The following is a 20676-nucleotide window of genomic DNA, read 5'->3' on the forward strand; positions in this document are numbered from 1 at the left end:
GGAGATATAGCATTCACTCTGTTTTCAATTGGATTTATAGTACTGATTATCTTCGTGGTTGTGCTATTGCTCAGAACTATTAATAAGCGGAAACATCAACTCGATAGAATTGAAAAGAAGATTGATAAGCTAAATAATTAAACAAAAAGCAGTAACGGGTAAGTGGATCATACATTAATTATCGCGCTCATTTCTTGAAAAAGAATTTGGACAAAAGGCCGGGATTCTGCCATAAAGAAAAGCAAAAAAGAGCCACGATGCTGCTCTTTTTTGCTTTTCTTTATGTTGGAACTGAGAAATTAAAATTTTAAGGGGTCAAACTTGCGTCGGCATCCGTCTAATGTATGAAAGGAGTTGTAGTTCGAATTGGAAATCAATAAGCAAAATCTTTCAAATGCAGACGAAACAAGTCAAGTTGTCGATCCTGATGAAATACTTTTGAATTATTTAATGAAAGAATACGCCACCAAACTTAAAAGAATTGCCTATCTTTATACGAATGACCATTCAGAATGTGAAGATATCATTCAGGAAGTCTTTATCAGTTGCTATCGGAACTTGTCCAAGTTTAGAAACGAGTCGAATTACGAAACTTGGTTAACCCGAATCACCATCAATAAATGTAAAGACCACCAACGGCTTTGGAGCATAAGAAACCTTATTTACATGCCATTGAAACAACTTGTAAAGACAGAAGGTTCAGCAGAAGAACAATATATACATAGCGAGAATTCGAAAGAAATATTAAAACAGATTTCGTTGCTTTCTCACAAGTTTAAAGAAGTGTTGATTTTGTATTACTTCAATGAGATGACGATGCAGGAAATAAGTGAAACACTTGGCATTAATCACAATACGGTAAAATCGGTTGTTACGGGGCAAAAATGCACTTCTGAAAAATTTGGAAGGGAGCAATTATAATGGAACGCTTTGAAAAGGAAATAAAAAAAGAAGTGGATGATTTCCTAAAAAGAAATATCCGGTTTACACATGAAGAGGGCGAACGAATACGGGATCGAATCGCACCAAAAGAGAAAAGGGCCATAAGATTCAACCCTGTGTATTGGACTGTATTGGCAGCAGCGGCAAGTTTATTCATCTTTATTAGTATTTCCTTCATCAATAACCCGAATGGGATTTCCATAGGGAATACCACCCTATTAGGCTTTATGAACGGTGAAGATCAGCATAACAGCTTATATAAAGGAAAATATTTAAAGATTGGGGTTATAGGAGCCATACCAGAGGTCAACGAAAAACAAATCGCTTTCCAGGAAATTAGTTTTGACCAATTTACGATAGAAGAAGTGAGGAATTTTGATGCGGTTTTTGTGATGAAGGAAAGTTTATCAACTGCTGCTGAAAAGCAGTATACCAAAATTTTCACAGACTCCCATATCCCTTTTTTCTTCATTGATTCAAACAAAGGTGCTTATCCATTTATCGATGAGAATTTAGAATATGAGGAAGCTGCTGAGATTCCTAATCATAATTACTTTGCTACCGGATACCTATTGACTATCGACGGAGAGGAAATGACATGGACGTACGAGCCAAGTAATGAAAACAATAAAGTTTCGTTTTCAGCTATCTTTAAAACCATCGAGTATGTTACGCGTATAACGTTTAATGGAAATGAAGATATCACGGATGAAGATTTAACCATTTCCATAGGGGCGGATGCGATTATCTTCTATGGCGAAGGTGCACATTGGAATGTAAGGTATATTTACAATCCGGAAATGTATGATGAAAAAAAGGTAAATTGGGTTGAAATTGAATTGCAAGATTCAGAACTGTCACTGGAAGACTTAAATAATATTGACATTGAGTTTGAAGGTAGAGATGGGGTAATTACAGGAAATGTGGGAGGTATGGTAACAAAAATTAAAGATAACGTCATTTCATTTTTAGTTGGTACCGTTAATAATGAAACATATAAAGAGGATAAATATAAAATCAAGATAAAATTCAATGATCAACAAGATGTCATAAGGTTGAAGTTCCTGTCTAAAGGATCTAACAATAATGAATATGAAAAAGAAGATATCACGTCTATGGATGACTCTAAAATAAGCGATGGAAACGATTTAACCCTTGTTTTAGAGCAATCCGGCAGGGAAGATATTCACCTAAAAATTGAAAAGCTTCCTGTTTTACTGTCCTATTTAACTCAAAGTGACAATCTGGAATTAGAAATGAGCAGATTGCAGAGTACCTTTATTCTTACACATCAAGACAAGGATTACTTTCTCGTGAGTTTCAATTGTGGTGTGAAGCTTTGCGATCAACTATTGGTAGAGCATAGTAGTAAAGATGAAGTTCAATCAATTGTGGTATCAGAATCGAGCCTCCTTCAAGATGTAAAACTACAAGAGGACCATTTGGCGCTCCTATTTGGGAGGAACGAGGGGGTTGCAGTCGTAAGAAATCAAGTTGCACTATTGAACGTAAAGGAGTTCATAAAAGTCTCGCCACCACCGCAACTCGAAGTATTGGAATCCTTTGAATACCCAATCGCACGGATTGAGTGGAAGAATAATGCTTTAAAGGCTGCAATCGCCGATTTAGAGGAACCAACATTTGAAAATATTGTGGAATGGAATAAAAATAATGGAGAGCCAATTCAAGAGTTGCTGTGGGAATTCAAATAGAAGCCTAACAGGTGAAAACGAACAGATCATTGTGTCTGTACGTTCTCACCTGTTTTTAATTTGCCAAAGTGCCGGATTTTTCTATTTACAAAAACAAGTAATATAGATACTATTATGTCATACGATATATCGTGATACGTAATAGCTTCAGAAAGGAGGGCAAGATGTGACATATACAGGAGGACCGATGACTGAAGCGATGTACTATGTACTTCTTGCATTATTGAATCCTAACCATGGTTATCAATTAATGCATTCAATTAGTGAAGTTTCTGACGGGAGAATAAAAATGGGGCCGGAACACTATATGGCGTGCTTTCGCGCATGCAAAAAGACGGTCTGATTTCTTTGGCGGAAGAGGATGGAAGAAGAAAAACGTATGAGATTACACAAGAAGGAAAAGTTGCCTTACGGGTGGAGTTCAATCGTCTAAAGTCTCAAATCGCGGACGGAAAAATGATAGAAGAAGGTGAGTATGAAAATGGGTAAGTCGGTTTACAAAGTTCGACCAAATGATTATTGGCGGATCGGAGAGCATGAAAACTGGTTTGAAGAGATGGCTGCAGCAGGTCTTCATTTAAAAAAGTTGGGGAGAATGTTCATTTCTTTCAAAAAAGGTGAACCGAAACAAATGAAATATCGGATTGACATCTCAATCGACCGGAAAATTTCTGATGATCAGTTGGAAATGTATGCTGAAAGTGGATGGGATTATGTAACGCGGGATAAATTCTTTTACGTTTTTTCTTCACCAGTAGAGGTAAACGCACCAGAACTACATACAGATTCCGCGGAACAATCATATACGATAGAGAAACTGGACAACAAATTAGCGGGCAATGCCTTTTTCACGGGTGTGGCAACAATCCTTATGATTGGAATGCTGAGTGCGATTTGGTTTTTGGAAGGAACACCGATTTATGTTCTTATAGAAGGTTGGGCAATTCAACAAACCATTCTCGCAGCTTTCATCGGATATACAGCTTACACTTCTCTTCGGGCATCTTTCTCCATTCGTACATTACGAAAGAATCTCATGGAAGGAAAGCCGATTAACCGTCATGCAACTTGGAAAAGTAGCGATCGCCTGCGTTCTGCTTTCGTTGTAGTTTTTACAATTATTATCGGATTAAGCGCGGTGATCCCCATTGTTCAACTCGTTAAAAATACGACTGAAACATTGCCTGAAGAGAATATTGACTTGCCTATTGTCAGGTTGGCGGACATTGAACGAAATCCAGATTTAATTCGTGACGAGTTAGGATACATGGATGATGGAGTCGACTGGGGAATCGATATACTTTTAAGTGGGGTCCATTTGCGCCAGTGCAATATGAGACAGATGAAGGCGGACTTGTCCCAGGAAAAATGTGGAGCGATGGCAGCGGACGATATTCACCAAGTGTACATACAAAGGTCTATCAGTTAACGATTCCAACGATGGCAGACAGTCTCATCGCTGACTTGGTGAAGTGGTATCAATTTGATGAAAATAAAGAGGATTACGTGGAGATGAACCATCCTAATCTTGATCGGCTAATTGTCTATGAAGAAGCGGATATGAAGAAAATCTTTGCTTCCAAAGGAAAAGGAGTCATCTTCGTCCGTTATTATGGAGATGCAGATACGAATACGATTGTGGACGAAATCGAAAAGAAAATAATGCTCATTTCTGGAAGCGAAAATATTTCTGAAAATGAGGACAAATAAGGACCTTCTCAACTCGTGAAATACCTATTATAGATAGGGTTAATAGAGTTGTGCTTCCTTGTGGAAAATTTATCTCCTTAAGGAAGCACACTGTTAATGCTGTTTCATAGCGCCCATTTGCCGACGGCATACTTTTAACACTTTCAAGTTTCACCTGATTCATTTTGCATTTTTCGTATCTTGACAATTCGATTCCAAATTACCTTATCCTCAATTCGCGCAAATGAGCGGATACTTGGTGTCGTATTCACTTCCAAATATAGGTGTCCCCTCTTGATTGACCCCGAAGTCAATTCCATACTCTCTATTGGGCAAAGCGGAATGGATTACCATCGCTGCTTGGATTGCAATCTCTTCTATTTTCTTTACTATTTCCTTTTGAAGTTTGATTGGTGTATCTGATAATATTTCGGAAACGGTCACTACGTTTGCGCCCCTATGGGTATTCACAATCCCGTTTTCTGTCGTTAGGCCGGTTTGGGTGGTGCTGATTGCTCCGTACATCCGCCAATCACCCAATTGCCTTTCAGTTTTTGAACATGAACCCGAATAATAAAAGGCTGTCCATTTTGGTTGTAGCTATGGATATTTTCTTGAATAATATAGAGACCGCTTTCTCTGCCAAGCTTTATAAATGGATGAAGAAGCTGCTGAATTTCGTTAACCTTTGGAAGGGATTTTCGTATGGGTGTTCCTTGAATTGTAGTTCCATTTACGTAGTAGTTCCCATAGATACTTTTGTGAATCTTTAAAATTGCTCTGCCTTGGCCCGTCGTATCATGTTTCACGTAGACAGACTGATAGCGTTTTAAACAATAATCCAAATTGCTTTCACTGTAAAGAAGCGTTTCCGGAATATGTTTTGCGACAAATGGATATTGCTGTAATAATACATTTTGCTCCCATTTCCCCATTGCTCTCTTCATATAAACCACCTCATTTCGTAGTTTTTTTTGCTTTTTCGTTCGTCCTGATTGTCCAACCAATCTCCTTTTAGGTGGCCGCTGTTGTTTCCCTGCTCTTTTCTATTCTATGCATACGGAATAATTGTTTCTGGATATCTAGGAAAGGTTGTATGAAGAGGAGGGGGATACTTAGGCGCTTGTCTATATAAAACTCCAACCAGCCAAATGACCTCCTTTGTTCGGAGGTCATTTGTGTTTTTATCCAATTAGTTCGCAGAATAACCTATATGTTGAAGATACGTTTCCAATAAGGTTAGGAAATGCTCAATATCTTTTTTCGTTAAATCACCTATATTGGCCACCCTAAAGGAATTCAAATTGGCATGCTTTCCAGGATAGATCGTTATGCCGTTTCTGTATAAATAATCATGCATGCTATCAAAATCATATGCCTCACATGCAGGCTCGACGATTGCGGTAATAATTTTTGAATGGTGCTCGGCAGCGACAAGATGATGTAATCCAAGTTTCTTGATGCCAGCGATTAGCGTTTCCCAACATTGAGAATAGCGTTCGTATCTTTCTTTTACGCCTTCTTCTTTTACTTCTTGGATCGCTTGTTTTAACGCATACATTGTCTGAACAGGCGGGGTGAACCGCATTTGACCTGTTTGCTTGAAATGTTTATATTGCGCATATAGATTTAAGTAATAATTCGTTGGCTTTGTCTTTTTCTCTTTCTCTACTTCATCTCTTTTTGCTACAACAAAAGAGACACCTGCCATACCTTGCAAGTTTTTATTGGAACTCGCTGCTAGGTAACTGATGTTCATTTTACTCATTTCAATTGGAATCGCAGAGAACGAGCTCATGGCATCTACCATCATTGTCATCTTGTTTTCCTTACAAATTGCCCCAAGTGATTCAATATCATTTAATAAGCCTGTTGTTGTTTCATTGTGCACAACAGCAAGATAGGAGGCAGGTTGCGCTAATTTTTGAATGAATAATTGAAATTGATCGAGTTGAATCGGTTGATCTAATGGGCTTACATACTCAACCCAATCTAGTCCGTATGCTTCTGCAATTGCACACATTCGTTTTCCATATGCTCCGTTATTAATGATGATGATGACCCCGTCATTCATGACTGAACTCAAGATTGACTCCACTGCAGCAGTACCGGAACCGCCGAACAAGATGGTTGTATAGTCCTCCGTATCTGCAACGATGCTCGTAAGTTCGGAAGATATGAATCGCATAATCTCACCGAATTCCTTTTCACGGGGGCAAATATCTGGGACGATTTGTGCAAATTTAACCGTATCGGTTGTCGTGGCGGGACCGGGATTTAATAAAATGTTTCTCTTCACTTTTCGCATGCTGCTCATCCTTTTTCATTTATAAATCTTTGAAGTCGTGCTTTCACTTCACGAGGCGTAACGTTTGGGCGACCTAAGTTTTGTTTAGATCCTTTTGCAATTTTAATATAAAAAAAGAGAGACCTTTTGTCTTTTTCCATTCTTGTATTTCATTTTCGAGTTCTTCTATACTATGAATATAAATTGATTTTTCGTACCCGCAAGCGGCCGCAATGTCTACAAAGTTTACATTGTGAGAAACGGTACTTTGCCCTCCAGTTGAATCATGGGTTTGATTATCTAAAAGGATGTGTAGCATATTTTCGGGTTGATAGGCACCGTTTGTTGCTAGACTTCCCATTCGCATCAGCAATGAACCATCTCCATCCATGACAACTACATTGAGTTCTTTTCGTGTAAGAGCTAATCCCAATCCAAGTGAACTGACACACCCCATGGAACCAACCATGTACAGGTTGTTCAGGGCATCTTCCACTTCATACAGTTCTCTGCCCGTTTTACCAGTTGTGGCTAACTGCACGGTCTTCTCATCTTTGCATCGATTGATCACGTTCAACGTTTCCATTCGACTTGGTAGTTCATCTGAGGAGGTTTTTTCGATTTTAATCTTATTTTTATGGTTGGAATGTTCCTCAAGTTTCATGTTTTCCTTTTCAAATGTATCTTTTTTAACTACAAAGAAAAATGGTTGTTGTTTCTCGATCCACTCATTAGCTATTTCAAGCTGTGCCTTTGCATCGTTAAAATCACTTGATAGATACTGCCATTTGATTTGCATGAGGTCTAACAATTGAGGTGTGATTTGTCCCATTAATTCATGCTGAGGTTCATCGATCAAACCGGGTTCTCCTCGCAGACTAACAAACCCAAGCACGGGTAGTTGAAATGGAAAGGTTAAAGAGGTAAGAGGGGAAACAGCATTCGCAAGTCCCGAGTTTTGCATGAGAACAACTGATTTATGTCCTCCTAAGTACGCCCCCGAACAAATCGCGACAGCATCGCCTTCATTCGCAGCAGCAACATAGTTACACTCATTGATAGCGTAGTTAATAAGACTTTTTAAAAATGAACAGGGGACTCCACTGTAAAAGTCAAAACCAAGTTTTTTCAATTCGTTTCCAAATGCACTTGTGTTCAACAAAAAAATCACTCCGTCTCCGGTTGTGATGGGTGAGTAGCGGAAGGCAAATATTTCTTTTCCGCTATTTGAAGTTCTTCTGCATTTTGTAGTCTAAAAACTTCATCAACATTTACAATTGAATTCTCAACTTGCATAAGACTCTCGTCTTTATGGATTTGCTTTGAAATGTCCTGCATAGCCGTAATCGATGCTCGTAAGTTTTGGTTCGCCCAAATGATTGCATTCACTCCTGCTTTTACGAATTCAGAAGTTGGCGTCGAATAATATTTTGTAGGAACAATCACAACTGGATGCCTATTCTTCCACACTTTCATAAAATCTTCAATTTGGGCAAAGTCGGAATCTTTACTATGAATAAGAACCGCATCGGCTCCAGCTTGCCTATAGGCCTCCGCCCGAGCAAGGGCTTCTTCTACTCCCCAACCTGCGATAAAAGCTTCAACCCTCGCGACAACTACAAAATCATCATCCAATTGAGTGTCTTTCATCGCTTTTATTTTCCCGCAGAACTCTTCAATCGGTGCAAGGGGCTGAGCTGTTCCGTTTATAAAAGAGTTTGTTTTTGGAAATAGTTTATCTTCAATGCATACACCGGCTATATCGATTTGTTCGAGCTTCATAACTAACCTTCGGGCGTTGTTGAAATTTCCGTAGCCTGTATCCCCATCCAAGAGAATAGGAATTGTCGTTGCATCACTCATAAACCCAAGAATATCTACTACTTGCGTCCATGAAACTTCATTATTATCACGAACACCCATGGACGCCGATATCGAAAGTCCACTAGCCCAGATCCCTCTAAACCCGGCTTCCTCTACAATTTTTGCAGATAAACCGTTATGAGCCTCCATTAAGTACTCAAGTTGTGGTGAATTCAGTAAACTTTTTAATTTGGTCGTTTTCTTCATGACTATCCCCTACCTTGGGTCTGCTTTAATTTTATTTATTTACCTTTATTAACATACGTAAGAATTTTGTGAATTGGCAGGGCACAACGTCAAAAGGATTATCTTCGTGAGGTGAAAGTCATGAAGACTCTTATTATTGATAGATTATCAAGAGTAAAGTTTTAGTTTCTTCAATCTAACTGTGTGCCATGCAACCTTCTATAAATAGAATCGTCAAAATAATTGTGGAAGTTGAGGGGGGAATTATGAAGGTTCTTGTCTTAGGAGCAAGTGGTTTTCTTGGTGGTCATGTTTATCATAATCTATTAAAAGATAATCGATTCAAGGAGATATTGGGGACAAGCAAATCATCAGAAATAGAAAGTTTATACAATATTGATATTAATGATGAGAAAAAGTTTGGTGAAATTTACAGGAATTATAACCCTGATTTTGTCATTTGGACTGTGATGGGTACTGTTAACGAAGAGACATTAATACATACGGGTTTAAAACAACTGTTAAATATGATGGATCAACATACAAAGTTGATTTACGTTTCGACGGATGGAATATTTTCAAGTGGGGAAGGTTGTTTTGATGAATGTGCTGCACCTTCTTATCTTGATACCCAAAACCCACTATCAAGCTATACAAATGCTAAATTAGACGGTGAAAAAATGATTCAGAAAGAACATCAAAATTATATTGTTGTTCGAACTGGTCCATTGTACGGTCAAGATAGTAAGGGGAATTGGGATTCAAGGGTATTGGCTTTACAATCCGCTTTGTTAGCCAATAAACCTTATAAAAGAGCTGATAATCTTTTTAAAACATTTGTTTATGTTGAAGACCTTGCAAATGCGATAATTGAACTGTTGTCTATTGACTACACGGGATTTTTGCATGTTGGTCCAAAAACAAAAGAAAGCTATTATACCTTTTCTTTAAGGATGGCTGAAAAATTAAAATTGGATAATACGTTACTTGAACCAGATAGAATTCCAATAAAAGAAGCTAAGAAAAGGGGAGTTTCTTTAGATACTTCTTTAAACACTGTAAAATGCAGTACTTTGTTAAAAACAAAGTTTAGAGAAGTATAATTATTTTCATGACTGCTAACAAAAGACTTTCTGAAAATGGGGGCAAATAAAGTGGGGAAAAACAATTTTATGCGTATCATCTTGTAACAAGAAATAAAATGTACCTTGGACAGATCATCCATTTCGATGATAATCAAAAAAACACCTTATACCGCTTCTTCTTTGAAAAGGAGATAGTGAATTCCAGAGGTGAAGATTATGTACACATCCTTCATAGCCACTACACACGTGAGGGTCTGAATCTAACAAAAGAAGATGCAGATGTTGCCATTATGTCTATAGGGCAAACGAGTAGAGCTATTCGGGAAGTGATAGTGGAAATGGTACGGCTTGAGGAATTCCCTGAATATCCATCACGGTTATCCTGCCTATATGCGGCGAAAAGTTATGAGGATGTCCTTAAGTGGAGGCAAGTATTTGATTCATTCAATCGCAAAGTCTTGCAGATTGTTAAGCTTAAGGTTACCGGAAGTTATTTCGAAGGGGATGGGGATCTACTACCAAAAGAAGACGGCGTTCCTTTCTCAAAAAAAATAGAACAAGCAAGGGAATATTGGCATGGCAATGAACATAACACTCTTCCTGAGCTATTGATAAACGGAAAGATTGAAGTCGTGGAAATTATTGATGATTTTTTTGAATGAACTATATACCGTTTAAGCCGATTACTCCTAACAGTAATCGGCTTTGATTATGAAGTGTCCTGGTTTTAGGTAACTCTGTTATTGAAGTGGAAATCAAACTTCTTATTATTAGAATAACTAAATTCATTAAACGGAGTTCATGGTCCATAGTAACTGCCGCAATCCTTCACCATTAGACTTACAACTTTGGTGAAAGTTTTAAGAAAAAAGAATAAATAGCTCTATTCGAAACTTTTTTACGTCGTACTCGTAAGATTAAGTATACAAAACAATAAGTTGAAACTAATGCTCTGTTTCATAACCACAACGAATACTTTTTCCAAATGATCACATTCTGTTATAATTGGAACCGAACGAATGAGAAATCAGGTGAAGCGATTGGATTTTATATGGACATTGCTATTTATGGCCTTTATCGGAGCATTGATCGGAGGATTTACGAATCACCTTGCGATTAAAATGCTATTCAGGCCTCATGAAGCAAAATATATCGGTAAATGGCGGCTGCCTTTTACACCCGGGCTGATTCCAAAACGCCGAGATGAACTCGCCGTACAATTAGGGAAAACCGTCACAAATTATTTATTAACGCCTGATATGTTCCGGAACAAATTACTTACGCCTGAAAATGAAAAAAAGGCGACGGCATTTCTTCAAAACAAGATTGAGGAACAAGTTCTTCATTCGGACAAGACATTGAATGATTGGTTGCAATTGGCTGGAGTTTCCAATTTAGCGCAAAACGTCGAGAATAAAATGGAAGCAATCATCGACACGCAACTCATGAATGTACGCGCCAAGTTGACGACGGGTACAATTGAAGAAGTCGTCCCGAAGATCTGGCAAGAGCAAGTGAAGGAAAAAATCCCGACTGTTACGTCATATATCCTTAATCGTGCGGAGCAATATATTGACTCCCCCGAAGGAAAAGTGATGTTTCAAAAAATGATCAATGACTTCTTGGAGTCGAAAGGAACATTTGGAGGCGTCTTGGGCATGTTCTTCGGCGATTCGAATTCACTCGTTGAGAAGGTGCAAAAGGAAGCGTTGAAATTCATTAATGCTCCAGGAACTTTTAATCTTCTCCATTCATTGATTGATAAAGAATTCACGAAGCTTCAAAAACGCCGACAGCTGAATTGCTCTCCGATTTTAACTGGGAAGGACTGTTCACTTCTGTCAAAGCATATGCTAAAAAGGAACTGGCGCTTGAATCGAGATTGGATAAAACAATCCAAGACTATTGGCCACAAGGATCCGAATGGACTTCAGAAAATCTAACTCCGAAGCTTATCGATTTCGGTTTTAATCAAGCGGAAAAGCAACTTGAGTTGTCGCTTAAGAAGTTGAAACTGGATGAAATCGTCAAGGAACAGGTCGATACGTTCCCGGTTTCCGTTCTTGAAGATCTTGTCCTTGGCATTTCAAGAAGAGAATTTAAAATGATTACCGTGCTTGGTGCATTATTAGGCGGTATAATTGGGATTGTACAAGGATTGATCGTCTTTTTCACAAACTTATCGTAGGGGGAATTAATGATGACTGTTAATATTTATGATGACTTAAACAAATTGGAAGCTACACTTCGAAAGACCAATGAATTTGCTCAAGTGCAACAAGCGATTGAAGCTGTAAAGAATGATGAGCAGGCATTGGAACTGTTCAAAAGCTTCCGGAAAATCCAAATGACGCTTCAAGAAAAACAGATGCAAGGTGAGGAAATTGCGGGTGAAGAATTAGAATACGCTCAAAAAACAGCACAACTTGCACAACAAAATGAAAAAATTATGCAAATGCTTCAAGCTGAAATGGGATTGAGTGGAATGATCGAAGAAGTGAACCGCGTATTGATGAGACCTGTACAAGAGTTATATGAGCAAATGTGATGAAAAACCGGCCCAGCCGGTTTTTTTATGTTATATTTTATTTAATTAAAATAGAAGATGGAGTTAAACATGCAAAAGATAATAGTAGATAAACCTTTCGAACAAGATTGGATAAGGATGTTCACGCATCTCGCCAATCTTTTCTTTGAGCAATCAAAAGTAATTAACGACCCCGCTGAAGAGGGGATTCATATTGATATATCCGTCGACAAGGATGAAGACGGATTATTGCGCGGGAACGCAACTCTTAAACAAGACGACAATGAATACAGCGCCACATTCACTGAGCAGGAGACAAGCGATGGTTCAGAAACTGAAAACCGCCAGCTGAAAAGGATTTATTCACATGTATTCCTTGAGGTTTTGGAGCAGTTTACTGGCATGAAACAGTCATGGGGAATCCTCACTGGAATCCGACCGATGAAGCTTTATCATAAATACCGTCAGATGGGGAATGATCGTGAAACGGTCAAGCAGCTTTTAATGGACAAGCATCGGATTTCAGAAGAGAAGAGCGAGCTTTTGGAGACGATTGAACGCGTACAGTTAGGGGCCATCCCGGATTTACATGAATTAAAGGATGAAGTAAGCATTTATATCGGCATCCCTTTCTGTCCGACCAAATGCGCTTATTGCACATTTCCGGCATATGCGATCCATCGTAAAAACGGACGTGTTGAATCATTCTTGGATGGGTTACATGAAGAAATCCGCGAAATCGGGAGTTGGTTAACGAAGCGTGATATAAAGATCACGACAATCTATTTTGGCGGTGGAACCCCGACTTCAATCGAGGCGGAAGAAATGGACGCCCTTTACCAGACGATGTACGATTCATTCCCCTATATGAAGGAAGTCCGGGAAGTGACGGTCGAGGCAGGTCGCCCCGATACGATTACCCAGCTAAAATCGATGTCCTGAAAAAATGGGGAATTGACCGAATCAGCGTTAATCCGCAATCATACACGGATGAAACGTTGAAGGCAATCGGGCGTCATCATTCCGTTCAAGAAACAATCGACAAGTTCTGGCTGTCCCGAAACATGGGCATGAAAAATATCAATATGGATTTAATTATCGGATTGCCTAATGAAGGGCTTGAAGAATTCCAGCATTCATTAAATGAAACCGAGAAAATGCAACCGGAATCACTGACGGTCCACGCCCTATCATTCAAAAGGGCATCTGAAATGACAAGGAATAAAAATAAATATAAAGTTGCTGACCGGAAGACGGTTGAGCAGATGATGCAATTGGGCGAAGAGTGGACGAAGCAAAATGGCTATGTGCCTTATTATTTGTACCGCCAAAAAAACATCCTTGGAAACTTGGAAAATGTCGGCTACGCAAAACCGGGTGAAGAGAGCTTGTACAATATTATCATCATGGAAGAAGTTCAGACGATTATCGGCATTGGCTGTGGTGCTTCAAGTAAATTCATGGAGTCGGCAACCGGTAAAATCACTCAGTTTCAAAATCCGAAAGACCCAGCTGCTTATATTTTAACGTTCGAGGAATATATCGAGAAGAAGATCGAGCATTTGGAAAGGATTTTTCCGGAAGCTGTTAAAGTTGAATAATCGTGGAGAGTACGCCTTGGCAGATCGACCTGCCAAGGTTTTTCTTTTCAAAAGAAGGAGTTACATGACTTTCATCGAATAGTATCAAGTGAATGACTATTCATTTATTGAAGGGGTGTAACGATATGTATTCTACAATTGAACTGACGAAAGAAGGCAGGCTTGCTCGTTTGAAGTTGAATCGACCTGCAGCCATGAATGCTATGGATGACGTGATGATGAAGGAATTGGCAGATGCTTTTGAAGCATTAAAATCGGATACGGAAGCTCAAGTGCTGATCATTCAAGGAGAGGGAAAGATATTTTCAGCGGGAGGCGATATTAAGAAAATGGTCGATCCCGAGTCGCCAATGGATATCGGTAAGATCATGGTCGATGTATCACGTCTTGCAAAGGCGCTATACGAACTACCGCAAATTACAATTGCCGCAATCCACGGTGCTTCAGCTGGACTCGGCTTCAGCATGGCGCTCGGATGCGATGTCATTCTTGCAGAAGAAAATAGCAAACTTGCGATGAATTTCATTGGAATTGGCCTTATTCCTGACGGTGCAGGCCATTTCTTCTTGAAAGAGAGAATCGGCGTGCCACTGGCAAAACAACTTATTTGGGCCGGAGAAGTGTTGAACGGTCAAGCAGCGAAGGAGAAAGGGCTTGTCGACCAAATCGTTCCTGACGGAGCTGTCGGTCAAGCTGCAGAGGGGCTTGCGGCGAAATTCTTATCGGCGCCAATTGCAGCTATGCTTGCTTCAAAGAAGATTCTGCATGAACAAAAGATTGGCGAGCTGGAGAATGTCTTACGCATGGAAAGCGAACAGCAAGTCGCCATGCGTCAGACGGAAGATCATCTGGAAGGCATCAAGGCATTTGTCGAGAAGCGGAAACCGGAGTTTGCAGGGAAGTAAACGAGTTCTCATTAAATGTGGGAGACTTCCTGTTATTGCGGTAAGAGTTCTCGTTTAAAGTGAAAGAGTTCTCATTAATGTTGGAAGAGTTCTCTTTAATGCAGAAAGATTTCTCGTTAATGCAGCAAGAGTTCTCATTAATGCAGAAAGAGTTCTCGATTCAAGGCCATTCTTTCGCGCTAAGGTCCATTCTTTCGCGCCAAGGTCCATTCTTTTGCGTAAAGGTCCATTCTTCCCGATTTAAGGTCCATTCTTTCGCGCCAAGGTCCATTCTTTTGCGTAAAGGTCTATTCTTCCCGATTTAAGGTCCATTCTCTTGAGCTAAAGGTCCATTCTTCTCGATTCAAGGTCCATTCTTTCGCACAGAATAATCCATATCGATCAACGAAAAAAAGGACCTGCTCCCTCACGAGGGATCCGGTCCTTTTGATTTGTATTTTTCCGCAGTATTGCGCCATGAGAAATAACCTTTCTCGACTGATTTAATCAATAACTCAGCAGTGGCGATATTCGTTGCAAGCGGTATTCCGTAAACATCACAAAGTCGTAATAGTGCACTGACATCCGGCTCATGCGGTTGCGCTGTCAATGGATCGCGGAAGAAAATGATCAAGTCCATCTTGCCTGTCGCAATCATCGAACCAATTTGCTGATCCCCGCCTAATGGTCCAGACATCATACGATGGACTTGAAGTCCTGTTTCTTGCATGATGCGTGTACCTGTTGTTCCAGTTGCATAAAGTTCGTATTTGGAAAAGATATGCTCATAAGCAATCGTGAAATTCACCATTTCATCTTTTTTCTTGTCATGTGCTATGAGTGCAATTTTCACAGGCAGCGCCTCCCAATCATGTTGTACATCTAAAGGGTATCACAAGGTCCGAAGCGCAGCCAAATTTTCCACTCGAATTTCCTCAGCTATGAAACAATAATAACTTTCCTGCAGGAGAAGCAAGGCGATGAGTTTGCTCAAGAAGATTTTTATCTGTAAGCATTGCAAGGCCTTTTTCTTTTGCCAAATCATCATTCTCTGCAGTAAAAGTTTCCTCGGTAATCAATTCCCCATTTTTTTCATATGCAGTCAATTTATAAGTTCCCAAGCCATTCATCCCCTTGAACGTTTTCTCCATTATACTACGAAACCATAATCAATGAATAGTCATTCATTTAATTAACAAAAAATATTTGTAAAGGTTGCTTGACATTCTGCATATAGTAAAGTAACCTTTACGTAAAGCGACCTTTACAATGTAAGGAGGTTAATTTAACTGAAAAACCAAATTAAAGATATGCGAACCGAGATGGGATTGACGCAGGATGACCTTGCGGAAAAGCTGGAAGTCTCAAGGCAGACAATCATCTCGCTCGAAAAAGGTAGATACAATCCGTCACTGATCTTAGCGTTTAAAATTGCAAAACTATTTAACTGCACAATTGAGGATATATTCCAACCGGAGGAGGAGTGAAGAGATGTACGAAGGATTCGATATTTGGGCTTTTTTACTTGGCTTACCATTAGGATTGGTCATATGGGCAATCGTCTGGTTTTTTGTAAGGAAAAAAGCGAAGAAAGAGCGCCTGTTTGACGAAAGGTATACAAATCTCCATCGACACGCAAGGTCAATCTCCTGGAAGGTGATGACCGGTGCAATTATAATCGCGTGGTTCATCGTGATGATTGTCGAAGGGGCCAAATTGGCGTTTTTCATTCTAACTGCGCTATGGGTCATTCATATGCTCTCCTGGGCGATAGGAGCAGCAATCGTCAATAAACATCATTAATCGGAAAGGAAGAATATCTATGATTCCATCAATCGAAAGCATATCGGGGTTTATTACAGGTGCGGGAATCGTACTGCTGATTGCCTTCCTTTATTTCAAAAAGGGAAGCAAAGAACGCCGCTTCGATGAAAGATACCAGGAGGTCCATGGAAAAGCGAGAACGGTCTCCTGGACGATAACACTACTTACACTGTTGTTCATGTGGGTTGGGTCCTCATTTTTGACGGTCCGAATTTGGCATTTATCCTATTGGCAACTGCATATGGGGTGATGCTCATTTCATATGGTATCGGTGCGATGATTTACAATAGAAGAATTTGATGAAACTATTTGTCAAGTAATCACGTAGTACAAAATAGTGGGAAATAGGAAAGGGGATTTATAATGGCTTTACAACTTGAAAACGTAACAAAGCGGTTCGGGAATTTTACTGCCGTTGATAATTTGAATTTAACGGTTGATAAAGGTACAATGTACGGTTTCTTAGGGGCGAATGGTGCCGGTAAAACGACAACGTTTCGGATGATCCTTGGATTGTTGAATGCAAACAAAGGACAGATCGCCTGGAATGGCAAAACGATTTCATACGCGACAAGTCCTGAAATCGGCTATTTGCCGGAAGAACGCGGTCTTTATCCGAAGATGAAAGTGGAAGAGCAACTCATCTTCCTTGGTGAACTGAGGGGAATGAGTAAAGCGGACGCCAAGAAAGCAATCAAGTATTGGATTGAGAGATTTGAAGTACCACAGTATTTGAATAAAAAAGTAGAAGAATTATCAAAGGGAAATCAGCAAAAGATTCAAGTGATTGCTTCCCTGATGCATGATCCGAAACTTCTCATCCTTGACGAACCGTTTTCCGGACTCGACCCGGTCAATGTGGAAATGTTGAAGAAAGCGATTGTGGATTTTAGAAATAATGGGGCTACTATCCTCTTCTCGAGCCACCGGATGGACCATGTGGAGGAGCTATGTGAACAGCTAAGCATCATTCATAAAGGAGAACAAATTGTGAGTGGATCATTGCGTGAAGTGAAGCGTTCATTCGGAAGGCAAAATGTGCGAATCCGATCTGATTATGATTTGACAAGTCTTGATCGCACCCGAGGAGTCATTTCGGTAGCTCATTCAGTGGAAGGGGCCGTCTTCCAAATCGAAGAGGAAAGTGTGGCCAATCAATTATTGACTGCAGCATTGAAGGAAGGGCCAATCCGTCATTTTGAAATAGAAGAGCCTTCCTTGCAAGACATTTTCATCGCAAAGGTGGGGAAAGAACATGCGTGAATTCTGGATTATCTTCAAACAATCATTTACAACGAAGGCTAAGGCGAAGTCTTTCATTATCACAACTCTGATTATGATGGCGGCAATTTTCTTGCTTGCGAACATGCCGAAAATTATAGATACCGTACAACATATGTCAGGTGAGGATGAGAAAGAAATCCTTCAAGTCATTGACTCAAGCGGAGTACTTGTCGACAAGTTGAAGGTGCAACTTGAGGCGGGGGGAAGCGGAGTCAATGTCGAGGCGACTGGAAAATCGGTGGCTGAGCTTACTGATGAATTAAATGCAAAGAATATCGATTCCTTCCTTTCCTTATCATTGGATGAACAAGGCATTATCCATGCAAATTATACAACGATGAGCTTAATAGTTTTCAATTTACCAGCTCGCATTCAAGATGCTTTGCAATCGATACAGACTCAAATGAAAGCAGATGAGCTCGCTTTATCCAGCGCAGAAGTCCAAACACTGTTCACACCCATTCAATTTGAACAGCAAAATGTCTCACCTTCTGCAAAATCGGAAGAAGAGTTGATCACTGCACAAATACTTGTCTACATCCTGATGTTCGTTATATACATTTCTGTTATTATGTATTCGACTATGATCGCGATGGATGTTGCGAATGAAAAGTCATCAAGAGTAATGGAAATCATGATTTCAAGCGTATCTCCTGTAAAGCATATGTTTGCGAAAGTATTAGGCATCGGGTCACTTGGAATCTTGCAAATCATCATCTACGGAATTACAGGTTTCATCGCTTTCAAAACGTCTGCAACTGAAGTACCAGGAGGGTTTTCAGAAATCTTCAGCTTGAAAAATGTAAGTCCGAGTACATTGGTGTACGCAGCAATTTTCTTCGTCTTAGGTTATTTCCTATATGCGACACTTGCTGCATTATTGGGGTCATTGGTGAGCAGAACGGAAGATGTTCAGCAAATGATCATGCCGATGACGGTGCTTATCGTAATTGGATTCATCATCGCTGCAACTGGTCTTAACAACCCTGAAGCAGCCTATGTGCAATATACATCATTTTTCCCTTTCTTCGCCCCGTTTGTCATGTTCTTGCGGGTAGGAGTTTTAGGTTTGCCGATGTGGGAACCAGTACTTGCGATTGCTATCATGCTATTTACCATTTTCATCCTTGGGTGGTTCGGAGCAAGAGTCTATCGTGGGGAGTCCTCATGTATGGCCCATCTCGCTCATTAAAGGATATTAAAAAAGCGATTCAATTAGGGAAAGAATAAAATTAAAGCCGCTTCGCGTTGATGAAAACAACGCCGGGGCGGTTTTTTTATGGCATTTAAAAGTTATCGGTCACTCCGGGGAAGTTATCGGTCATCGGCGAGGATATCGATCATTTCCCGGATTTTATCGGTTATTTCCCGAGATATATCGATCAATTGGGAGAAGATATCGATCATTTCCCGTATTATATTGATCATTTCCCAAGATATATTGTCATTTTAGGACCTTTGTCTCGCTTCCCCGCAACCCCCCCACACCCACGTTTGATTATTTCTATAAACCTCCCCCATATGGTAGAATTAGAACAAATATTCGTTTTGAAAGGAGGCCATTTAAGTTGTCGACAATCCGATTTATACATGCGGCGGATTTGCATCTGGACAGCCCATTTAAAGGGATGACGGGGCTACCACCAAAGCGTTTGAATGAACTGCGAGAAAGTACATTTACAGCATTCAATCGGCTCATTGATCACGCCTTGCAAACCCACCCGGATTTCATCCTCATAGTAGGTGATTTGTATGATGGGGAGGATCGAAGCTTGCGCGCACAGCAGAAATTCCGGGAGGGGATGGAGAGGCTGAACGAAGCTGAAATTCCGGTGTTCATCACATACGGCAACCATGATCATCTTGGCGGGAATTGGACACGGTTTGAGATGCCTCCGAATGTTTTCGAGTTCAAGGAGAATATCGAAGAAGTGTCGTTAAGCGTCAGGGGCAGGAAGTCATCCTACATGGATTCAGTTATCCTAAACGGCATGTGCGTGAGGAAATGGTGAATCATTTTCCTGTCGCTACGGATCCTCACGCCTTCCATATCGGACTGTTGCACGGAAGCGTTGCGGGGAATGAATCGCATGCAGTATACGCGCCTTTCACGCTATCAGACCTACAGTCGAAGCATTATGATTACTGGGCACTCGGGCATATCCATACCCGGCAGCAGTTAAGCGTTGATCCGCCCGTTGTCTATCCGGGGAATATCCAAGGCCGCCATCGAAATGAAACGGGCGAAAAAGGGTTTTACGAGGTCGAGTTAAGTAAAACGGATACTACGCTTTCGTTTATCCCAACATCGGCTGTCCATTTCGGACAACTTGAGATACCATGCAGTGGAATCCGCCATGCGAATGAATGGCTTCGCCAATCGGAAGAAGCTCTGAATGAATACACCTCAGATAAAGGGCCGTCCATCGTCGATCTGACAATAATGATCATGGACGTGGAAACAGCCGACTTCTTTGCACAGTCCCCTGATGAAATATGGCTCGAGGCAATCCGTGAAATGTTCGACGGCAAGGAGCCATTTGTCTGGGTGCAGCGTATTACAATTAAGAACTTGGTTCGTTCAGAAAGCAGCAATAATCTTCTTGAAGCCGTCCTCGGTCAAGTCGAGAACTGGTCATCCGACGAATGGAATCATATACTTGGAGACCTATACCAGCATGTACGGGCAATCCGCTATCTTGATGCGTTTACTGAAGAGGATCTCTCTGAATTACAAGAGGATGTTGAACAGCTACTGTTAAAGGAGTTACCATCGGCGAAATGAGGTGAAA

25 protein-coding genes and 2 pseudogenes are annotated in these 20676 nt (G+C 40.3%); 20 read left to right on the forward strand and 7 right to left on the reverse strand.

Features of this window, described 5'->3' with window-relative positions:
• Positions 1-366 precede the first annotated feature (366 nt).
• The 6 genes from QNH10_RS07710 to QNH10_RS07735 all read left to right on the forward strand — a co-directional run bounded on the left by QNH10_RS07710 (position 367) and on the right by QNH10_RS07735 (position 4364).
• Positions 367-921: an RNA polymerase sigma factor gene (locus QNH10_RS07710; RefSeq protein WP_283734124.1), complete on the forward strand. Its 555-nt coding sequence runs from the start codon at positions 367-369 to the stop codon at positions 919-921.
• On the forward strand, positions 921-2654 hold the full coding sequence (locus QNH10_RS07715) for a hypothetical protein (RefSeq protein ID WP_283734125.1): 1734 nt from the start codon (positions 921-923) through the stop codon (positions 2652-2654). Before QNH10_RS07710 ends, QNH10_RS07715 begins: the two co-directional genes overlap by 1 nt.
• A gap of 166 nt (positions 2655-2820) precedes the next feature.
• Positions 2821-2997: a hypothetical protein gene (locus QNH10_RS07720; protein ID WP_283734126.1), complete on the forward strand. Its 177-nt coding sequence runs from the start codon at positions 2821-2823 to the stop codon at positions 2995-2997.
• Complete coding sequence (locus QNH10_RS07725; RefSeq protein ID WP_283734127.1) at positions 2979-3143, forward strand: hypothetical protein; 165 nt, start codon at positions 2979-2981, stop codon at positions 3141-3143. Before QNH10_RS07720 ends, QNH10_RS07725 begins: the two co-directional genes overlap by 19 nt.
• Positions 3136-4083, forward strand: a complete 948-nt coding sequence (locus tag QNH10_RS07730) for a DUF2812 domain-containing protein (RefSeq protein ID WP_283734128.1) — start codon at positions 3136-3138, stop codon at positions 4081-4083. The genes QNH10_RS07725 and QNH10_RS07730 overlap by 8 nt, the downstream gene beginning before the upstream one ends.
• A gap of 11 nt (positions 4084-4094) precedes the next feature.
• Positions 4095-4364, forward strand: coding sequence for a hypothetical protein (locus QNH10_RS07735; RefSeq protein ID WP_283734129.1), 270 nt, complete (start codon positions 4095-4097; stop codon positions 4362-4364).
• A gap of 210 nt (positions 4365-4574) precedes the next feature.
• On the opposite strand, the gene QNH10_RS07740 is transcribed toward QNH10_RS07735, so the two are convergent.
• The 5 genes and pseudogenes from QNH10_RS07740 to aepX form a co-directional block, all read right to left on the reverse strand.
• On the reverse strand, positions 4575-4868 hold the full coding sequence (locus QNH10_RS07740) for a YheC/YheD family protein (RefSeq protein ID WP_283734130.1): 294 nt from the start codon (positions 4866-4868) through the stop codon (positions 4575-4577).
• On the reverse strand, positions 4832-5290 hold the full coding sequence (locus QNH10_RS07745) for a YheC/YheD family protein (RefSeq protein WP_283734131.1): 459 nt from the start codon (positions 5288-5290) through the stop codon (positions 4832-4834). The genes QNH10_RS07740 and QNH10_RS07745 overlap by 37 nt, the downstream gene beginning before the upstream one ends.
• Before the next feature lie 245 nt (positions 5291-5535).
• Positions 5536-6651 carry a 2-aminoethylphosphonate aminotransferase gene (locus tag QNH10_RS07750; RefSeq protein ID WP_381428023.1) on the reverse strand — a complete coding sequence of 372 codons (1116 nt, stop codon included), beginning with the start codon at positions 6649-6651 and terminating at the stop codon, positions 5536-5538.
• Positions 6652-6656: 5 nt separating this feature from the next.
• Positions 6657-7792, reverse strand: a pseudogene (gene aepY, locus QNH10_RS07755) (phosphonopyruvate decarboxylase).
• A 5-nt stretch (positions 7793-7797) separates the two neighbouring features.
• The gene (gene aepX, locus QNH10_RS07760; RefSeq protein WP_283734133.1) at positions 7798-8700 is read right to left on the reverse strand and encodes a phosphoenolpyruvate mutase; all 903 of its coding nucleotides are present in this window, start codon (positions 8698-8700) and stop codon (positions 7798-7800) included.
• Positions 8701-8945: 245 nt separating this feature from the next.
• Here aepX and QNH10_RS07765 point away from each other — a divergent pair, with 245 nt between their 5' ends.
• The 7 genes and pseudogenes from QNH10_RS07765 to QNH10_RS07790 all read left to right on the forward strand — a co-directional run bounded on the left by QNH10_RS07765 (position 8946) and on the right by QNH10_RS07790 (position 14797).
• Positions 8946-9782 (forward strand): sugar nucleotide-binding protein, encoded by an 837-nt coding sequence (locus QNH10_RS07765; protein ID WP_283734134.1) that lies wholly within the window; start codon positions 8946-8948, stop codon positions 9780-9782.
• A gap of 98 nt (positions 9783-9880) precedes the next feature.
• Positions 9881-10426, forward strand: coding sequence for a DUF2441 domain-containing protein (locus QNH10_RS07770; protein ID WP_283734135.1), 546 nt, complete (start codon positions 9881-9883; stop codon positions 10424-10426).
• A 378-nt stretch (positions 10427-10804) separates the two neighbouring features.
• Entirely contained in the window at positions 10805-11707 is a 903-nt protein-coding gene (locus QNH10_RS07775; protein WP_347178021.1) for a DUF445 domain-containing protein, read from the forward strand.
• On the forward strand, positions 11593-11952 hold the full coding sequence (locus QNH10_RS20560) for a DUF445 family protein (RefSeq protein WP_347178045.1): 360 nt from the start codon (positions 11593-11595) through the stop codon (positions 11950-11952). Before QNH10_RS07775 ends, QNH10_RS20560 begins: the two co-directional genes overlap by 115 nt.
• A 12-nt stretch (positions 11953-11964) precedes the next feature.
• Positions 11965-12312, forward strand: a complete 348-nt coding sequence (locus tag QNH10_RS07780; RefSeq protein ID WP_283734589.1) for a YlbF family regulator — start codon at positions 11965-11967, stop codon at positions 12310-12312.
• A gap of 69 nt (positions 12313-12381) precedes the next feature.
• Positions 12382-13892 (forward strand): annotated as a pseudogene (locus tag QNH10_RS07785) (coproporphyrinogen III oxidase).
• A gap of 125 nt (positions 13893-14017) precedes the next feature.
• On the forward strand, positions 14018-14797 hold the full coding sequence (locus tag QNH10_RS07790) for an enoyl-CoA hydratase (protein ID WP_283734136.1): 780 nt from the start codon (positions 14018-14020) through the stop codon (positions 14795-14797).
• Between the two features lie 406 nt (positions 14798-15203).
• On the opposite strand, the gene mgsA is transcribed toward QNH10_RS07790, so the two are convergent.
• Together mgsA and QNH10_RS07800 are read right to left on the reverse strand one after the other, a co-directional pair.
• Positions 15204-15587 carry a methylglyoxal synthase gene (mgsA, locus tag QNH10_RS07795; RefSeq protein ID WP_283734590.1) on the reverse strand — a complete coding sequence of 128 codons (384 nt, stop codon included), beginning with the start codon at positions 15585-15587 and terminating at the stop codon, positions 15204-15206.
• Positions 15588-15711: 124 nt separating this feature from the next.
• On the reverse strand, positions 15712-15897 hold the full coding sequence (locus QNH10_RS07800) for a YhzD family protein (RefSeq protein WP_283734137.1): 186 nt from the start codon (positions 15895-15897) through the stop codon (positions 15712-15714).
• A 168-nt stretch (positions 15898-16065) separates the two neighbouring features.
• On the opposite strand from QNH10_RS07800, the gene QNH10_RS07805 reads away from it, so the two are divergent.
• The 7 genes from QNH10_RS07805 (at position 16066) to QNH10_RS07835 (ending at position 20669) form a co-directional block, all read left to right on the forward strand.
• Positions 16066-16263: a helix-turn-helix transcriptional regulator gene (locus QNH10_RS07805; RefSeq protein ID WP_283734591.1), complete on the forward strand. Its 198-nt coding sequence runs from the start codon at positions 16066-16068 to the stop codon at positions 16261-16263.
• A 4-nt stretch (positions 16264-16267) separates the two neighbouring features.
• Positions 16268-16579: a hypothetical protein gene (locus QNH10_RS07810; protein WP_283734138.1), complete on the forward strand. Its 312-nt coding sequence runs from the start codon at positions 16268-16270 to the stop codon at positions 16577-16579.
• 19 nt (positions 16580-16598) lie between these two features.
• Positions 16599-16850, forward strand: coding sequence for a DUF2178 domain-containing protein (locus tag QNH10_RS07815; RefSeq protein WP_283734139.1), 252 nt, complete (start codon positions 16599-16601; stop codon positions 16848-16850).
• Positions 16851-16963: 113 nt separating this feature from the next.
• Positions 16964-17863 carry an ABC transporter ATP-binding protein gene (locus tag QNH10_RS07820; RefSeq protein WP_283734140.1) on the forward strand — a complete coding sequence of 300 codons (900 nt, stop codon included), beginning with the start codon at positions 16964-16966 and terminating at the stop codon, positions 17861-17863.
• Complete coding sequence (locus QNH10_RS07825) at positions 17856-19076, forward strand: ABC transporter permease (protein WP_347178022.1); 1221 nt, start codon at positions 17856-17858, stop codon at positions 19074-19076. Before QNH10_RS07820 ends, QNH10_RS07825 begins: the two co-directional genes overlap by 8 nt.
• Before the next feature lie 376 nt (positions 19077-19452).
• Positions 19453-19896 carry a metallophosphoesterase family protein gene (locus tag QNH10_RS07830; RefSeq protein WP_283734141.1) on the forward strand — a complete coding sequence of 148 codons (444 nt, stop codon included), beginning with the start codon at positions 19453-19455 and terminating at the stop codon, positions 19894-19896.
• Complete coding sequence (locus QNH10_RS07835; protein WP_283734142.1) at positions 19890-20669, forward strand: metallophosphoesterase family protein; 780 nt, start codon at positions 19890-19892, stop codon at positions 20667-20669. Before QNH10_RS07830 ends, QNH10_RS07835 begins: the two co-directional genes overlap by 7 nt.
• The last annotated feature ends 7 nt before the right edge of the window (positions 20670-20676 follow it).

It is taken from the genome of Sporosarcina thermotolerans (genome assembly GCF_030067815.1).
Classification (GTDB): Bacteria; Bacillota; Bacilli; order Bacillales_A; family Planococcaceae; genus Sporosarcina; species Sporosarcina thermotolerans.

Excerpts from the sequence above, each read along its gene's own strand:
- QNH10_RS07715 (WP_283734125.1), top strand. The coding sequence starts at position 921 with ATGGAACGCTTTGAAAAGGAAATAAAAAAAGAAGTGGATGATTTCCTA.
- QNH10_RS07725 (WP_283734127.1), top strand. The coding sequence starts at position 2,979 with ATGCAAAAAGACGGTCTGATTTCTTTGGCGGAAGAGGATGGAAGAAGA.
- QNH10_RS07730 (WP_283734128.1), top strand. The coding sequence starts at position 3,136 with ATGGGTAAGTCGGTTTACAAAGTTCGACCAAATGATTATTGGCGGATC.
- QNH10_RS07735 (WP_283734129.1), top strand. The coding sequence starts at position 4,095 with ATGGCAGACAGTCTCATCGCTGACTTGGTGAAGTGGTATCAATTTGAT.
- QNH10_RS07740 (WP_283734130.1), bottom strand. The coding sequence starts at position 4,868 with ATGTACGGAGCAATCAGCACCACCCAAACCGGCCTAACGACAGAAAAC.
- QNH10_RS07745 (WP_283734131.1), bottom strand. The coding sequence starts at position 5,290 with ATGAAGAGAGCAATGGGGAAATGGGAGCAAAATGTATTATTACAGCAA.
- QNH10_RS07750 (WP_381428023.1), bottom strand. The coding sequence starts at position 6,651 with ATGCGAAAAGTGAAGAGAAACATTTTATTAAATCCCGGTCCCGCCACG.
- aepX (WP_283734133.1), bottom strand. The coding sequence starts at position 8,700 with ATGAAGAAAACGACCAAATTAAAAAGTTTACTGAATTCACCACAACTT.
- QNH10_RS07765 (WP_283734134.1), top strand. The coding sequence starts at position 8,946 with ATGAAGGTTCTTGTCTTAGGAGCAAGTGGTTTTCTTGGTGGTCATGTT.
- QNH10_RS07770 (WP_283734135.1), top strand. The coding sequence starts at position 9,881 with ATGTACCTTGGACAGATCATCCATTTCGATGATAATCAAAAAAACACC.
- QNH10_RS07780 (WP_283734589.1), top strand. The coding sequence starts at position 11,965 with ATGACTGTTAATATTTATGATGACTTAAACAAATTGGAAGCTACACTT.
- QNH10_RS07790 (WP_283734136.1), top strand. The coding sequence starts at position 14,018 with ATGTATTCTACAATTGAACTGACGAAAGAAGGCAGGCTTGCTCGTTTG.
- mgsA (WP_283734590.1), bottom strand. The coding sequence starts at position 15,587 with ATGGTGAATTTCACGATTGCTTATGAGCATATCTTTTCCAAATACGAA.
- QNH10_RS07810 (WP_283734138.1), top strand. The coding sequence starts at position 16,268 with ATGTACGAAGGATTCGATATTTGGGCTTTTTTACTTGGCTTACCATTA.
- QNH10_RS07815 (WP_283734139.1), top strand. The coding sequence starts at position 16,599 with ATGATTCCATCAATCGAAAGCATATCGGGGTTTATTACAGGTGCGGGA.
- QNH10_RS07820 (WP_283734140.1), top strand. The coding sequence starts at position 16,964 with ATGGCTTTACAACTTGAAAACGTAACAAAGCGGTTCGGGAATTTTACT.
- QNH10_RS07825 (WP_347178022.1), top strand. The coding sequence starts at position 17,856 with ATGCGTGAATTCTGGATTATCTTCAAACAATCATTTACAACGAAGGCT.
- QNH10_RS07835 (WP_283734142.1), top strand. The coding sequence starts at position 19,890 with ATGGTGAATCATTTTCCTGTCGCTACGGATCCTCACGCCTTCCATATC.